Below are 15,687 nucleotides of genomic sequence, written 5' to 3' on the forward strand. Positions count from 1 at the left end.
CGTATTAAATTTAATTACATTCAAGAAAAGCATTTAACTTCTTGACGGATTTTAACAGAGTTGATTCATAAAACTCTGTGATCAACCTTTATTATAATGATCAATTTTAGAATCTGCCATATTAATAGATAACTCTAGAGTATTAATTTTACGCTTTAACAATTTGTTCTTTTTAGAACTAAATAAACACTAAGTCTTTTTCGAATAATTTTAATCATCATCGTTTTAAAAAGCTTTAAATTGAAGTGATTAGTCACTTCTTAATTAGAGGGAGTTATCAGGGTTACCATCACAGGTGGCAATGGAGTTACCAGGGTTGCGCTGGGCTTTAACTACAGAGTTATCAGAGTCACCAAGAGTTTGACTTTTAGGGTTGTTAGAGTTATTGTGCTTTTATTGGTTTTGTTTATAAAAGTAGAAAATATGAAGTATGCAATTATCTTCGTTTCAGCAAAGAACGATGGCGTTTATCAAGTGTCAGTACCTGACCTACCCGGTTGTGCTACTAACGCTGATTCTATTGATTTAGGATTAGAAAAAATAAGTCAAAGTATTAAATCCCACTTGGCTATCTTGGCTGAGTATGGCGAAAAAATTCCATCAGCATTAAATATAGATAAACACAGACAGCAATATACTATCGAGCATCCACACACTCATTCGCAGGCTTTTTGGGCTATTGTAGATATTGATATAACAGCCTATTTAGGCAAAAGTCATAAGATCAATGTCACCTTACCCGAATTATTAATAAAACAAATAGATGAACAAGTGAGTAAAAGCTCTGCTTATAAAACCCGTTCTGGTTTTATTGCGAGTGCTTGCTTGGTCGAACTGGGGAAATAAAGAGATTGTTGAATGTGTAGTAACAAGGTGAAAACTACCCAGAGATTTGGAGGATTTATTTAAAGCTTAACGTAAAGGAGATAAATCAATTTTATTCGCGGCGGCATTAATTTTGTCATTCAAACCCATACTTTGTTCATGATAAAAGTCGAGTTGAGCAATTTGGGGAATTGGTAAAAGTTGTTCTAATGATGTTATATTTTCGTTTAAACAAGGCATTGGTTGTTCAGTGGCACAGTTAGCAATCCAAGCAACACATTGTAAACCGTCAGCTATTATCGCTTGGTAAGTTAATAATGCATGGTTTAAGCAGCCCAGTTTCATGTTGACTACTAAAATAACTTCTTGCTTAGTGTCTTGAGCAAAGTCTGATAAGAAAATATGTTTTTCCCCACCTGTATCTATATTGTTGTTTACATATATTGGTAAACGCCAGCCACCTGCACCTTCGGTAATATTTATATCTGCTTTTAATGACGTTACTTTACTAAAACCTTGTGATATTTCAGCAATAGATATTTTTCTATTTTCATTAGAGGCTGCAATATGAGGGGCAATCGCTTCTTCAAGCGCAATAGGATTCACGTCGCTAATGCTTTGGTTACAATTACTAAATTGACTTAATAGCTGAGCATCTTCATTGACTAACTGTTCACCGATATGATGACAACCCGCTGCAATTGGCTTATACACAGCTACCTTTTTACCACTATTTATTAACGCTTGAGTAAGCGCACAAGCAACAAATGTTTTGCCTGCATCAGTATCAGTGGCGGTAATAAAAAAATTTTTCATCTTTAGTCTTTATCTCAAAAAAGGTAATTTAAATAGATAACTTAACTTGCCTATGTACTTTACTCAGGAGTTCATTAATAACGTCATCTTCGAAGTCTTTTGTCGAAGATCCATTGTCTTTTTGCTTGGATTCTTTTCCAATAATAAACTTTTCCTGATTAATAGGCATAGGCATGTAATTTAATTATTCAGCTTAAATATTCAACTTAGCGACAAGACCCGAATATAATCGGTAAGTAGCTGGGTATATACCACTAGGTTCAAGAAAATCTTGGTAATGTTCAGTCATCGCAAACCATTTGTCTTTACCGGATAAACCACGATTGCGCTTTTTCGGTAAATGATTCGCACCTAAACCTTTAAGTTCACGTGCTAAATGGATAACATTTTGATATTCAAGCACTATGTCTTGGCATTTATGCTCTAAGATCTTTGAAATAGGTGTATTGAAAAGCTCACTTAATTCACTTTCGGCTTTAAAGTCGATTACATGTTGATCATCATCGACTTGTCGCCATGATGATTTTAATTCATGTAAAGTACCATCAACTAAGCTAGTAAATATGATCAAGCCACCTGGCTTTAATACGCGTAACATTTCTGAAATAGCAACATCAAGGGGATCACACCACTGAATAACAAGGTTCGAATAAATTAAGTCTACACTTTCATCTTGTAAGGGGATTTTATGCACATCTGCTTCAAGCCATGTAATCTCTTTATTACGACTTTCTTGTGCAAAATGAAGCATGCCTTTTGATAAATCTAAACCAATAACTTGCTGATAAGAACTAGCCAATAAATCGGTGAAAAAACCTGTTCCTGAGCCTAAATCTAAGACCGTGAGATCATTTCTATTTGGCAACCACGGCATTAAATGTTTACCGGAAAATCGCTGTAGTCTGGCAGAAACATCATAAGATTTGCTAGCAGAGCCAAAACTTTGTGCTATTTTTATTTTATTTTCTTGATACTGCACTGTTGGAGTCATGAAGACTTTCCTACCTTTATTTACAAAGTGCTTTATTTAAACAGCTGGCCAAATGATTGATATCATTATAATTATGGCTCGCACAAATGGTAACGCGTAACCTGGAGCTGCCAACGGCAACAGTTGGTGGGCGTATAGCCGTTAGCCAAATCCCTTGATTCTTTAATTGTTCACTGACATTTAGGGCTTTTTGTTCATCCCCAATAATAATCGCATGAATTGAAGATGCTGACGGTATGACTTCAATACTTGAATCGAGTAATTCAATGAATAAAGTACTTAACTCAGTAATTTTATCACGTCGCCATTGTTCTTGTTGAATGAGCTCAATACTTCTAATTGTTGCCCAAGCAAGTGCCGGAGAAATTGCCGTTGAATATATATAATGCCTAGCAAAATTAATTAAATAATCATGCACATTTTCATCGCATGCTAAAAAAGCACCGCTAGTGGCAATCGCTTTGCCAAAGGTTGCCATGGTGATGTCTGCTTGATTATTGTTAGTTAATACACTGGCACTACCCTGACCTTGTTCACCAATAACACCAATACTATGGGCGTCATCAACATAAAGCCAAGCATTATGTTGTTTGGCAACACTGGCAAGTTCGATAAGATTAGCTTGATCACCGTCCATACTGAACACACCTTCAGAGGCAACCAACTTATTTTGAACATCAGAACTAGACAATAACTGTGCTAATTGCGCTGTATTATTATGAGCAAAGCGCTTTACTTTAGCCTTACTTGAAAAAGCACCATCGAGCATAGAAGCATGGGATAGTTTATCAAGAAAAAAATGCGCTCTGTCTTTTCCTGTTTCTTGGCCTAGTGTTTGAAATAGCGCTACATTTGCAGAAAAACCACTGGTAAAAATTAGACAACGAGGTTTATTTATCCACTGGCAAATTTTATCTTCTAATGCTTGATGCGCATAATGAAAACCAGTTACTAAGCTTGAAGCACTTGCACATAAACCAAAACGAGCAACACCTTCTTGCATGGCTTTATTTATTTCATTATGGTTATTTAACCCTAAATAATCATTTGAAGAAAAGTTTATATAGGGCTTACCATCGACAAGTATTTGAGTACCTTGCTGCTGAGCGGCATTTTCCGCCGCTTGTAAACAAACCCGTTGTCTATATCTAGCTTGTTGTTTTTGCGCGGTTACTTGCCCAGCAATATAGTCAAATGCCATTGTCGTCTTTTTTATGATCGGTTAGTAATTGTTGTTAACGGGTATTAATGTGCAGCGTCGTAAAACAAGTCTTTATGTTGCTCATTGACTAAAGAGGTTGTCAGCGCTTTATCTTGTGAAGCACTTTCATCAACAACAGTCTCAGTGTTAATACCTAATTTTTTGAATAGTTGAGTATCGGTATCTGTTTCAGGGTTTTCAGCTGTTAATAATTTACAACCATAAAAAATTGAATTCGCACCTGCAAGAAAACACAAGGATTGCATTTGTTCATTCATTGCCGAACGACCTGCCGACAAGCGCACATGGGATTTTGGCATCATAATACGCGCAACGGCAATACAGCGAATGAAATCAAAACTTTCTAAATCATCTACATTTTCTAGTGGTGTACCTTCAACTTTCACCAACATGTTAATAGGTACACTTTCAGGTTGTTGTGGCAAATTTGCCAACTGTATCAATAAAGAAGATCTATCTACTGCTTTTTCACCTAAACCCACAATACCGCCACTACACACTTTCATGCCGGCACTTCGTACATTAGTGATGGTGTCTAATCTGTCTTGAAAAGTACGCGTGGTGATGATTTGATTATAATGCTCAGGTGACGTATCAAGGTTATGGTTATAATAATCTAAACCAGCATCTTGTAGCTGTTCGGCTTGCTTTTCATCTAGCATACCCAAAGTCATACAAGATTCCATTCCCAACGCTTTAACGCCTTTAATCATATCAAGCACAATTGGCATATCACGTTCTTTTGGGTTACGCCAAGCAGCGCCCATGCAAAAACGTGTAGAGCCCATCGCTTTAGCTTTTTGTGCCGCTTCTAATACTTTTTCTACTTCGAGTAAACGTTCTTTCTCTAAATCTGTTTTATTACGAGCACTTTGCGAGCAATACTTACAATCTTCAGGACAGGCACCTGTTTTAATAGACAATAAAGTACTCACCTGTACCTCATTCGCATTAAAATGTTGACGATGAACTGTTTGAGCTTGAAACATTAAATCATTAAAAGGTAAATCAAATAAGGCATTAACCTCTTTAAGATTCCAATTATGTCGAACTAATGAATTCTCATCTGTTGACCCGGTTACTGCGGATTTTTCTACTGAAGCTAAAGACATAAGACTCGTTTGCATCTATATAATTTAACGGGTAGTCTAGCGTTCACACTCTTAATGTCAACAATAAAAATGGTTTTAAGTTAACATATGTACAAAAAACAACCAGAGATTCATACAGCCACAAAAACTAGCAATGATTTACTACAATTTGATAAAGAGCATGTGTGGCACCCTTATACTTCCATGACATCACCTTTACCTTCTTATTTGGTAGAAAGTGCTAATGGCGTACATATAAACCTTGCTAGTGGTGAATCACTTATTGATGGCATGTCATCTTGGTGGTCTGTACTTCACGGATATAATCATCCCAAGTTAAATGCGGCGCTAGTTGAGCAATCAACCAAAATGTCGCATGTTATGTTTGGCGGTTTAACGCATCCAAGTGCTATTACATTATGCGAAAAGTTAATAGATTTAACGCCACAAGGGCTAAATAAAGTATTTCTTTGTGATTCTGGCTCAGTTTCCGTCGAAGTGGCAATGAAAATGGCATTGCAGTATTGGCATAGCAAAGCTCACCAAGCAAATAACGTATTAACGAAGACTAAATTACTCACCGTTAAAAATGGGTATCATGGCGATACCTTTGCAGCGATGTCTGTGTGTGATCCTGTTACAGGTATGCATCAAATATTTGAACAAGTATTAATGCAAAACTATTTTGCTCCTGCACCTACCATTAAATTTGGTGAACAATGGCACAGTGATGATACTAAAGAACTCACCCAACTATTTAAACAACATCATCATGAGTTAGCCGCTTTTATTATTGAACCGATTGTACAAGGTACAGGTGGTATGCGTTTTTACCATCCTCACTATTTAAAAACTTGCCGTCAACTGTGTGATCAATATGATGTTTTACTTATTGTTGATGAAATTGCCACAGGCTTTGGCCGTACTGGAAAGTTATTTGCTTGTGAGTGGGCAGATATCAGTCCTGATATTATGTGTCTGGGTAAAACGCTTACTGGCGGATACATGACACTAGCAGCAACCTTGTGTACTAATGATATTGCTAACACCATTAGTACAGGGGAAGCCGGATGCTTTATGCATGGTCCTACCTTTATGGGAAATGCGTTAGCGTGTGCAGTAGCAAACGCAAGTATTGATTTATTATTTGAGAACAATTGGCAAGATCAAGTGCAAACCATTGAAAATAAATTAAACGCTTTATTACTCCCCTTAAAAACATACAGTAGAGTTAAAGATGCGCGAGTCTTAGGCTCTATTGGGGCGATTGAATGCTTGCAAGCGGTGAATGTAGCAGTAATACAAAAGCGCTTTGTCGAACTAGGCGTGTGGATCCGTCCCTTTGGTACGCTTATCTATATTATTCCGCCACTTATTATCAATACAGAACAATTAACGACGTTAGTTAATGCTATTACAATAGTGTTAGATGAAGATGAATGTTTTATTTAGCTAACGAGTTAAGTGTATGATTTAAAATAACAGAAAGCCAAATGAGATTGAATATCAGTAGAAAGTACAAATTGTAATGAGTGTTATCATTCTGCCTTCTACTTCTATATTTCTCCACCAACATTGATGCATAACTGCCAGCAGCACTAAACCATATAACGAGATATAAATAACCTGTTAATGGTGTTAACCAAAACTGTCTAATTTCAATATCATGATAACGCAGAACACCATAACTTTTTTCTGGCGCAGCATAAAACGACATTGCTAAAGCAAATATAAATATTATCCAACTTAGTACTGCTAACACTCGAGATAAATAAAACCAAAAATCGTGCGATATTCGCCGCTCTTTGATCTTAGTTTCTTGAGTCACTTGGGCTGATTTCATGCCGTTATCATCCAGATTTAAGTCTTTTTGACCTTATAGGTTAACTTTTTACATTATTGTTAATTAATTTAACAAGTTTTACTTGTTAAACATGAAAGTAACGGTAACATAACCACCTTAAAAAATTCAGTACATTCGATAAAATATAAGAGGTCATTACATGTCAGTTATAGCAATTACTGATGTATTAGCGGGAAAATTCCCTGTTGATGAAACTATTACCGTACATGGTTGGATCAGAACTCGCCGTGATTCAAAAGCCGGTATTTCTTTTTTAGCTATTCACGATGGCTCATGCTTTGATGCTATTCAAGCTATCGTACCTAGTGATCTTAATAATTATCAAGAAGAGGTCCTTAAGTTAACCACGGGTTGTTCTGTGAAAATCACTGGTATTTTAGTTGAATCTCCTGGTAAAGGGCAATCTTTTGAAATTCAAGCAACAGCTGTTGAAGTATTAGGTTTTGTTGAAGATCCTGATACTTACCCTATGGCAGCAAAACGTCACAGCATTGAGTTTTTACGTGAGCAAGCACATTTACGCGCTCGTACTAATATTGGTGGCGCGGTTACTCGGGTACGTAATTGTTTAGCTCAGGCTATTCATCGCTTTCTTCATCAAAAAGGATATTTCTGGATCAGCACACCACTTATTACGGGTAGTGATTGTGAAGGCGCAGGAGAGATGTTCCGCGTTAGTACTTTAGATATGGAAAACTTGCCACGTAACGATGAAGGTAAAGTTGATTACAACAAAGACTTCTTTGGCAAAGAAACCTTTTTAACGGTTTCAGGACAGTTAAACGTTGAAACTTACTGTAACGCGTTATCAAAAGTATATACCTTTGGCCCCACCTTTAGAGCTGAAAACTCCAATACTTCCCGTCACTTAGCTGAGTTCTGGATGGTTGAGCCCGAAATTGCTTTCGCTGATTTATCTGATGCCGCAGATTTAGCTGAAGAAATGCTAAAATATGTATTTAAAGCGGTTTTAGAGGAACGTAGCGATGATATCGCTTTCTTCCAACAGCGTGTTGATAAAACAGTTATAGACCGTTTGAACTCTGTGATTGAAACAGATTTTGTCCGTTTAGATTACACTGACGCCATTACTATTTTAGAGAATTGTGGTAAAACATTTGAAAACCCAGTTTCTTGGGGCGTTGATTTAAACTCAGAACATGAACGTTATTTAGCAGAAGAGCATTTTAATGGTCCGGTAGTTTTACAAAATTACCCTAAAGACATTAAATCTTTCTATATGCGTTTAAATGATGATGGTAAAACTGTTGCTGCCATGGATATTTTAGCACCGGGTATTGGTGAGATCATTGGTGGTAGTCAACGTGAAGAACGCCTTGATGTTTTAGATAGTCGTTTAGAAGAAATGGGCTTAGATACTGCTGATTACAGCTGGTATCGTGATTTACGTCGTTACGGCACTGTACCACACTCAGGCTTTGGTTTAGGTTTTGAGCGTTTAGTCGCTTATGCTACTGGCATGCAAAACGTACGTGATGTGATCCCTTTCCCAAGAACACCTAATAACGCCGATTTTTAATTAACTGTTATTAGTTATTGATGCTCTGTACCCGTTCCACTTGAAATGAAAAATTCAACCGGAACGGATACAGAGCGCTTTATTTAAACTTCCACCCTATTTCCAATAACTCACTTTATTTTCGAAAGACTTAGTAGCTTTCAAACCTTGTTCTTTACAAGCTGTTCCTATATACAAAAAACCGACAATTTCATTGTTATTTTTTACATCAAGCCCTTGTTTAACTTTAGTATTGTAAGCTAAATTACCTGTTCGCCACATAGCGCCATAACCCAGAGCTACGGCTGCCATTTGTATGGCATGAGCACCACAACCTGCAGCAATTAATTGTTCCTGATTTGGCACTTTTTCATGTTGAACAAATTCAGTACTAACAACAATAATCATAGGTGCTCTAAAGGGCATTTTTGCTATTTTAGTTAGATTAGCACCATCACTACTTTGAACTAGTAAATTACTTAATCGCTGTAAACCATCTCCAGTTACTACAGTAAAGTGCCAAGGTTGCAAACAAGCATGATCGGGTACTCGCATACCTGCAGCTAAAATTTTCTCTAAATCATGATGATTAGGCGCAGGTGTTGTTAATATGGGTGTTGATTGACGCTGTAATAGCAATTCGATACTGGTCATAGTGTTTGTTTATTCAAAATAGATATGAAATTAGTGTATAACTAACTGTACCGAGGCGCACTTAAAAAAACAATCTAAAGATAGAGATTTTAACTTGACTTAACTTAATGAGAACAGCAATATAATTATACATTAATTCAGTTAAATAAAAATTTAAGCTAACTAGGTATATAAAAGGTATTTATGAACAACGCTTTTACTTTCAAGCATAATTTAGTGCTCAATCGACGCTTAACTCTAACAACTTCATGTTGGCAGAGTCAGGTCATTCGTCTGTGCTCACTTTATGCGGAGCGTTCAAGTTAGCAAACTACATAACTAACTAAATACACTATTTGAGCCGCAGAATTTAACTTTTGCGGCTTTTTTTTGCATCACAATAAAATTGTTCGTCAAAGGATTTTGCAAAAAATAAGAAAATATAAGGAGCGTAAGAATGCAAGTACCGATTGCCTATTTGGCCGTATTATTAATTTGGTCTACCACACCATTGGGCATTGTGTGGAGTAGTGAGACGATAAACCCAACAATGGCTGTTTTACTGCGTATGCTTATTGCAGTGATACTGGGCAGTTTGATCATTCTTATTACAAAAATAGAATTACCTTGGCACAAACAAGCGCTTCGTTTATATAGTTTTTCTGCGTTAGGTATTTTTGGTGGTATGTCATTTTCATATTTAGCAGCCGTTTATTTATCGTCTGGAATTTTATCACTTGCTTTCGGTTTAGCACCGGTATTTTCAGCAATACTCGCTACAAGAATTCTAGCTGAGCCAAAAATATCAACTGTGCGTAAACTATCAATGTTGCTATCTTTTATAGGTTTGGCTTTGGTTTGTGCGGATAAGTTTTCATTTAAAGGTGATAGTCTCTATGGTTTGTTTTTTGTTTTGACGGCTGTTTTTCTATTTAGCTTAAGCGGTGTGTTAGTAAAAAGTATATCGTTAGCGATTCATCCGCTATCAACAACAGTCGGCGCATTAATCGTTTCATTGCCTTTGTTTATTGGAAATTGGTTACTACTAGATGGCAGTTTAGATGTGAGTGATTGGCAATTAAGATCAGTTTGGGCAACTATTTATTTAGGTGTATTTGGCTCTTTAATCGGCTTTTTTGCTTACTTTTTTGTATTGCAAAAACTCACCCCAAGTACTGTAGCACTAATAACATTGGTAACACCTGTTATTGCACTCTCGTTAGGAGCAGTGCTTAACGATGAAGTTATCACTAATAAGATACTTTTAGGTGCTTTTTTGATTATCTTGGGGCTAGCCATATATCACTGGGGTGAGCAATTGATTAATAAATTACAGATAAAAAGAATAATTAGAGGTAGTCACTAGCAATTTAAGTGATAAAGCAGGTTAGTTCCTTGAATCCAAATGGTGACTAACCTGCTTTAACTTATTTAAAATTTGGCTTGTTATTAGATAACAAATTTTTCGAAATATAATAATCAACACTTGTGTATCGACCTGCCCCAATAAAGAATAAAGCCAGTAACATTATAAAATAGGTAGCCGAAAATTCGATGCCATTATTAAGTACCACTATATTACCTTTCTCATATAACCAATCGGTATTGCCATTCTCTGCAATTATTTCACGCATTTTTTCTAAACGGTTACCCGTTTGTATACTATTTTCTAAACTGGCTTCTGCTTGTTCAAAACCAATCCAAGTCATCATTTTAGCTGCACTGGTATCAGGATTAGTTGGCGTTATAGCAAACCAACCGTTGGGAGCATGTACAGTGCTTGCTGCCATAATCATGGTAAACATTAACGGAATTGATATTAGCCTTGTTAGTGCCCCAACAAGTAATAACCAACCGCCAAAAAATTCAGCGAGTATTACTAAATTTGCCAATAACGCGGGAAAGGGTAAGCCTAATCCCCAATCACTATTGCCAAACCAGGCGATGATATTTGGATCTGCCATAAAAGAGGCTATACCTGACACCTCTTCATTTAGCAATTGAGTTTTACTAAACCCTGCCATAATAAAAACAGGTGCAAGATATAAGCGTAACAATAAGGCTGGAACCCCATCAAAGTTAGGCAGTTTGTTTAAAAATTTGTTGTATATTGATAACAGTAAAGACATTGTGGTTGGTCTCAATTGGATTACTTTTATAATGTATAGGGTATAAGAACTTTTAAATACTAAAATTCTTTCACAAACTTATTAAAAGTTGAAAAAGGTTAACAAACTAGAGGAGGTATCAACCGCTGGCGTTAACTAAAGACTTATTTATTTACAATCTAATAGTCAAATTCAAAGCCGTTTAGGTTAAGATAATACTAACCCTTTAGTTAGTATTTATAGATGATTTTTATGAATAAATTAGTAAACCTATTTAAACGTATTGTATTAGGTCTCTGGCGTTTATTTACCCTAACACGCTCAGTTGTTTTAAACTTAATTTTTGTTGTGTTGTTTATGGGCTTTATCGCTATGTTAGGGAGTGATTCTGAACAAGTTATTGTACCCAATGAATCAGCATTAGTATTGAATCTAGTCGGTGATTTAGTTGAACAAAAGCGTGAAATAAATCCTATGGACGTCTTATTACTAGAAGCATTAGACGAAAAGGAAGGTAAACCCGAAGTGTTATTAGCTGATGTGTTAGATGTGATTGCTAAAGCAAAAAATGATGATCGGGTACAGTTACTGGTTTTACAGCTTCAAGGCTTAAAATCCACAGGTTTAAGTAAGTTGCAAGATGTTGGTGCTGCGCTAATAGATTTCAAAAGTTCAGGTAAAAAAATTGTCGCATTAGGTGATCACTTCTCGCAAGACCAATATTACCTCGTTAGCCATGCCGATGATATATGGCTGAACCCACAAGGCTTTATGTTACTTGATGGGTATGGTCGTTATCAAATGTATTTTAAATCGGCGTTGGAAAAGCTTTCTATTAATCAACACATCTTTCGTGTCGGCACGTTTAAATCTGCCGTAGAGCCTTTTTTGCGTGATGATATGTCTGCAAATGCCAAAGAAGCTAATGCGTTATGGTTAAATGATTTATGGCAACAATATAAGGAAGATGTCGCTAAACAAAGAGGTTTTAGCGTCAACAATTTCGATGATAGTATTACCGATTTATTGAGTAAGTTTACTAATGCAAATAGTAGCTTTGCGAATTATGCCTTAACAAATAAATGGGTTGATCAGTTAAAAACGCGAGCACAAATGCGTAGTGACTTAATTGATATGGTCGGTAAAAATAAAAAAGGTGACAGTTATAACCATATTAGCTTTAAAAATTATTTGGCCGCAACTACTTCAATCATACCTATAGATATAGACGGAAAATCAACAAACAAGATAGCGGTTATCGTTGCTAAAGGTACTATTTTAAATGGCAAACAGAAACCGGGTACAATTGGTGGCGATTCAACGGCAACATTACTGCGTAAAGCACGTAATAACGATAAAGTAAAAGCCGTGGTATTAAGAGTTGATAGCCCCGGCGGTAGTGCTTTTGCTTCAGAAATAATTCGTCAAGAAGTGGAGTTGTTAAAAGCAGCAGGAAAACCCGTTGTTGCTTCTATGGGAACTTATGCTGCTTCAGGTGGGTATTGGATTTCAGCGCCCGCGGATAAAATAGTTGCTGCGCCATCTACAATTACCGGCTCTATTGGTATTTTTGGCATGATGATGACTTTTGAGGACTCGTTAAGTAAACTCGGTATTCATACCGATGGCGTAGGCACAACAGATATTGCAGGTTTCGGCCCTACTCAGCCATTAACCAAAGGTATGTCACAACTATTCCAACTCAGTATCAATAAAGGTTATCAAGATTTTATAGGCTTAGTCGCGGAAAATCGAAACATGACTTTAGCGCAAGTTGATGCGATTGCTCAAGGTAGAGTATGGTCTGGTAAGAAAGCAAAAGAACTTGGGTTAGTTGATGAACTCGGTAATTTAACCGATGCGATTGTTGCTGCAGCAGAATTAGCTAAGCTTGATACATATGATACTCTATTAATTGAGAAAGAGTCCTCTTCACGCAATAAGTTTATCCAAAAATTAATGGGGCAAGCGCATTCTATAGCTGCTAGTGGTTTTGGTTTTGGTTTTGGTTTTGTAGATAACACTACGTCTAACGAATTAACTTCTTTAGGTAACGAAAATGCTAAGCCAATGACTCGTTTTATCAACCAACTGCAAGCTGAGTTTTCGAAAATGAATCAATTTAATGATCCACAAGGCATGTATACATTATGCCTCACCTGTAGTGTTCAATAAGTATGATAAATAATGAGTCAACACAAGAATAAGACCGGACAGTTATTGGTATCTAGTCATATTAATAAATATCAATAACTGACGATCAGTAAGCTTTCCTAGTAGGATAATTCAGGCGGCTTTTTAAGTGATTTATCGTGATTTAAAAACGCCGCTACAAACCATTTTCAATCATTTTTTTAATTTTATGCGCTTTAACAAAGTGATCTAATTTATGAATGTGTATCCACCATGTTGCCACTTCCATAAGTAGTTCAGAGTCATCATTTTGTTTGCAAAGAAAGCATAAAATGATAATCCGACATTATCCCCTTTGCTGTTAATCTTTTTGTTGCAAACATCAATGATCTTAGTTCTTATACCAATTGAATTAATTTCTCTTTCATTTATTAGTAGTCTTAAAGTTCATTAAACTCATCTAGCCATTCGGTGAAAGAATTAGATACTTTTTTAACACTATAATTTCCCTGATCATAAAACCATACGGGTAAATCTGTTTGTTTACTGGCACAATCGTCAAGTTTAAAACAAAACATGTTTCCCTTACAATCAGATGCAAACAAAACATGCCCCTTTGGCATACCCGTCATTTCATATAGCTTTGATAGTGAAAAGACATCTTCTAGACTTAAGAAGTCTTGCACCGCAGAAACATCGGCATTTAAATCACAAATTTTAGTTAGTACATTGGGAGAGTGAACCAAACCATAGGTAGATATTAAATATTTATACGAGTCAGGTAAAAATGAATTTAATTTTAATTCAAGTTCTGAAATATCATCTGAGTTTATTGGAACCATGACGTTTTTACTGGCCCAGGTTTTTACAAATTGATCAATGCTATTCAATGTAAGCATACTCCAAAAGTGTTAAACCGCATTAAGCGGCAAAAGTTAGGGTTGAAAATATTTAAGAAACAACCTTGTGTGATTGATAACTTCTTCCATTTTTTCTTTATGAGGAACATGGCCACAGTTTTCTAAAATGACCATTGAAGATTCTCCAGAAACATTCTTTGCAATATATTCAGGAAATGCATTTGAACCAAAATCATCTTTATCTCCATGAAGAGCCAAAACAGGGCATGTTACCTTACCAATACGAGATTCTAGGCTCCACGAAGAATATTCCTGAGACAACCATGTATCAATCCAAGCGCTCAACACCCAACTTGCTTTATTTCCATGCCATTTTTTTAATCGTTTCATTTGATCAGGACGTTGAAATAAGATTTGTGCTTCTTCAATCCCTTTAATTGTCAATTCTTCTACAAATGCTTGTGCTGATTCTGATATAACGCCAATACATTCTTTATCTACGGCAGCAATCCCTATCGACATTCCTCCACCAACGCTGTGCCCAAAAAGATAGTAAGTACTAAATTGGGCAGCGCTTTTGATGTGTGAAAAGTAAAAATCTGCCTCATCCCAAACAAAGTTAACGCTGGGAGTATTTTTATTAACACTTGAACGCCCAAAACCAAGTCGATCATAGGCGATGACAATACATGATAATGAACGAGCCAATTGTTCGGGGAAATCTCGCCATAAATCTACACACCCCAAAGAATCATGCATAAGCACAATAGGCGATGTGTATTTAATAGTTTCAGGGATCCATTTTTTGATGTAAATCGATCCCCCTTCTACTTCAACAAACAATTCTTTAAACGTAATTTTGCTCATATTAGGTCAATTCTCCTAGTGTCACATACAGCGGTAATGATAGATAATTATATTTCTGGTTAATGGGTGTTATTTGATAATTGAAACACCTGAAACCTCTAATACTGTTTGTGCATCTGCCCGTTCGATAACTTTTAATAAGGTAGTTTGAATAGTTTCGTCTTTTCTAACATCACCTTTACTGGAAAATTTTTGCTCTTGGGCAACGGCTCCTTCTTCTAAGATAAAGCCAACCACTACTTCGGTTGCGCAATCAACTGATTCACCAAAATAGGCGAGTGAAATTTGAGGATAACCCTGAAATCCTTTTTTTACTCTTTTTGCTATACGTTTTGTCGATTTGTCCAAATTCAAAATAGTTCTCCAGAAAAATAGAACGCTGTTTAAACAGCGGATACTTGTTAGCTATAAGATGAAATGAAGTAAAACTAAGCCAACTGTTATGTGAATGTTAATAACCAATACGTAAAACCAATACCAACAATGTCAATATTATATACCCGTGTTACTTCAAAATGCAGGTTTCAGCTGGAATTAGAAACGTCTTTAGGCAAGACTTTGATTGAAGAGAATAGTTGTTCTATTGTCGAAATCAATAACGTTGCTTAAAACGTTTCTAAACCAGCCCTACGGGCTGACGAATCCCCAAAACGTGACAGGCACAGCAATTTATGATCTTATGTAAGTCACCACAACACACATAAGTTACAACTGCCATGCCTGAGCCATTACTTTGCCATAAATATTTCAAAAACGCC

At 36.3% G+C, this 15,687-nt stretch carries 15 protein-coding genes and 1 pseudogene; 5 read left to right on the forward strand and 11 right to left on the reverse strand.

The window, feature by feature from the left end; all coding sequences use genetic code 11:
• Window positions 1-423: 423 nt before the first annotated feature.
• Window positions 424-846 (forward strand): type II toxin-antitoxin system HicB family antitoxin, encoded by a 423-nt coding sequence (locus DWA31_RS07980; RefSeq protein WP_114326088.1) that lies wholly within the window; start codon window positions 424-426, stop codon window positions 844-846.
• 66 nt (window positions 847-912) lie between these two features.
• On the opposite strand, the gene bioD is transcribed toward DWA31_RS07980, so the two are convergent.
• The 4 genes from bioD to bioB form a co-directional block, all read right to left on the reverse strand.
• A complete protein-coding gene (gene bioD, locus DWA31_RS07985; protein WP_114326071.1) occupies window positions 913-1,641 on the reverse strand; it encodes a dethiobiotin synthase in 729 nt (242 codons plus the stop codon).
• A gap of 193 nt (window positions 1,642-1,834) precedes the next feature.
• On the reverse strand, window positions 1,835-2,632 hold the full coding sequence (bioC, locus tag DWA31_RS07990) for a malonyl-ACP O-methyltransferase BioC (RefSeq protein ID WP_114326072.1): 798 nt from the start codon (window positions 2,630-2,632) through the stop codon (window positions 1,835-1,837).
• A gap of 16 nt (window positions 2,633-2,648) precedes the next feature.
• Entirely contained in the window at window positions 2,649-3,833 is a 1,185-nt protein-coding gene (locus tag DWA31_RS07995; RefSeq protein ID WP_114326073.1) for an aminotransferase class I/II-fold pyridoxal phosphate-dependent enzyme, read from the reverse strand.
• Window positions 3,834-3,877: 44 nt separating this feature from the next.
• Window positions 3,878-4,966, reverse strand: coding sequence for a biotin synthase BioB (bioB, locus tag DWA31_RS08000; protein ID WP_114326089.1), 1,089 nt, complete (start codon window positions 4,964-4,966; stop codon window positions 3,878-3,880).
• An 87-nt stretch (window positions 4,967-5,053) separates the two neighbouring features.
• On the opposite strand from bioB, the gene bioA reads away from it, so the two are divergent.
• A complete protein-coding gene (gene bioA / locus DWA31_RS08005; protein ID WP_114326074.1) occupies window positions 5,054-6,397 on the forward strand; it encodes an adenosylmethionine--8-amino-7-oxononanoate transaminase in 1,344 nt (447 codons plus the stop codon).
• On the opposite strand, the gene DWA31_RS08010 is transcribed toward bioA, so the two are convergent.
• Window positions 6,390-6,788 carry a hypothetical protein gene (locus DWA31_RS08010; protein WP_114326075.1) on the reverse strand — a complete coding sequence of 133 codons (399 nt, stop codon included), beginning with the start codon at window positions 6,786-6,788 and terminating at the stop codon, window positions 6,390-6,392. The genes bioA and DWA31_RS08010 overlap by 8 nt on opposite strands.
• A gap of 160 nt (window positions 6,789-6,948) precedes the next feature.
• On the opposite strand from DWA31_RS08010, the gene asnS reads away from it, so the two are divergent.
• Window positions 6,949-8,349 carry an asparagine--tRNA ligase gene (gene asnS / locus DWA31_RS08015; protein WP_114326076.1) on the forward strand — a complete coding sequence of 467 codons (1,401 nt, stop codon included), beginning with the start codon at window positions 6,949-6,951 and terminating at the stop codon, window positions 8,347-8,349.
• A gap of 96 nt (window positions 8,350-8,445) precedes the next feature.
• On the opposite strand, the gene DWA31_RS08020 is transcribed toward asnS, so the two are convergent.
• A complete protein-coding gene (locus DWA31_RS08020) occupies window positions 8,446-8,982 on the reverse strand; it encodes an NAD(P)H nitroreductase (protein WP_114326077.1) in 537 nt (178 codons plus the stop codon).
• Window positions 8,983-9,418: 436 nt separating this feature from the next.
• Here DWA31_RS08020 and DWA31_RS08025 point away from each other — a divergent pair, with 436 nt between their 5' ends.
• The gene (locus DWA31_RS08025) at window positions 9,419-10,327 is read left to right on the forward strand and encodes a DMT family transporter (RefSeq protein ID WP_114326078.1); all 909 of its coding nucleotides are present in this window, start codon (window positions 9,419-9,421) and stop codon (window positions 10,325-10,327) included.
• Between the two features lie 61 nt (window positions 10,328-10,388).
• Here the strand turns inward: DWA31_RS08025 and DWA31_RS08030 are convergent, their stop codons facing one another.
• A complete protein-coding gene (locus DWA31_RS08030; RefSeq protein ID WP_114326079.1) occupies window positions 10,389-11,090 on the reverse strand; it encodes an HvfX family Cu-binding RiPP maturation protein in 702 nt (233 codons plus the stop codon).
• A gap of 231 nt (window positions 11,091-11,321) precedes the next feature.
• Between DWA31_RS08030 and sppA the strand changes: the two genes are divergently transcribed.
• Window positions 11,322-13,244, forward strand: coding sequence for a signal peptide peptidase SppA (sppA, locus tag DWA31_RS08035; protein ID WP_114326090.1), 1,923 nt, complete (start codon window positions 11,322-11,324; stop codon window positions 13,242-13,244).
• Between the two features lie 154 nt (window positions 13,245-13,398).
• Here the strand turns inward: sppA and DWA31_RS17480 are convergent.
• The 4 genes and pseudogenes from DWA31_RS17480 to DWA31_RS08055 form a co-directional block, all read right to left on the reverse strand.
• Window positions 13,399-13,610: pseudogene (locus DWA31_RS17480) on the reverse strand (DUF6500 family protein).
• A gap of 32 nt (window positions 13,611-13,642) precedes the next feature.
• Window positions 13,643-14,092, reverse strand: coding sequence for an SMI1/KNR4 family protein (locus tag DWA31_RS08045; protein ID WP_114326091.1), 450 nt, complete (start codon window positions 14,090-14,092; stop codon window positions 13,643-13,645).
• A 45-nt stretch (window positions 14,093-14,137) separates the two neighbouring features.
• Window positions 14,138-14,929: an alpha/beta fold hydrolase gene (locus DWA31_RS08050; RefSeq protein WP_114326080.1), complete on the reverse strand. Its 792-nt coding sequence runs from the start codon at window positions 14,927-14,929 to the stop codon at window positions 14,138-14,140.
• 69 nt (window positions 14,930-14,998) lie between these two features.
• Window positions 14,999-15,283: a hypothetical protein gene (locus DWA31_RS08055; protein WP_114326081.1), complete on the reverse strand. Its 285-nt coding sequence runs from the start codon at window positions 15,281-15,283 to the stop codon at window positions 14,999-15,001.
• Window positions 15,284-15,687: the final 404 nt, after the last annotated feature.

The sequence above is a fragment of the Candidatus Colwellia aromaticivorans genome, assembly GCF_003333305.1.
GTDB lineage: Bacteria > Pseudomonadota > Gammaproteobacteria > Enterobacterales > Alteromonadaceae > Colwellia > Colwellia aromaticivorans.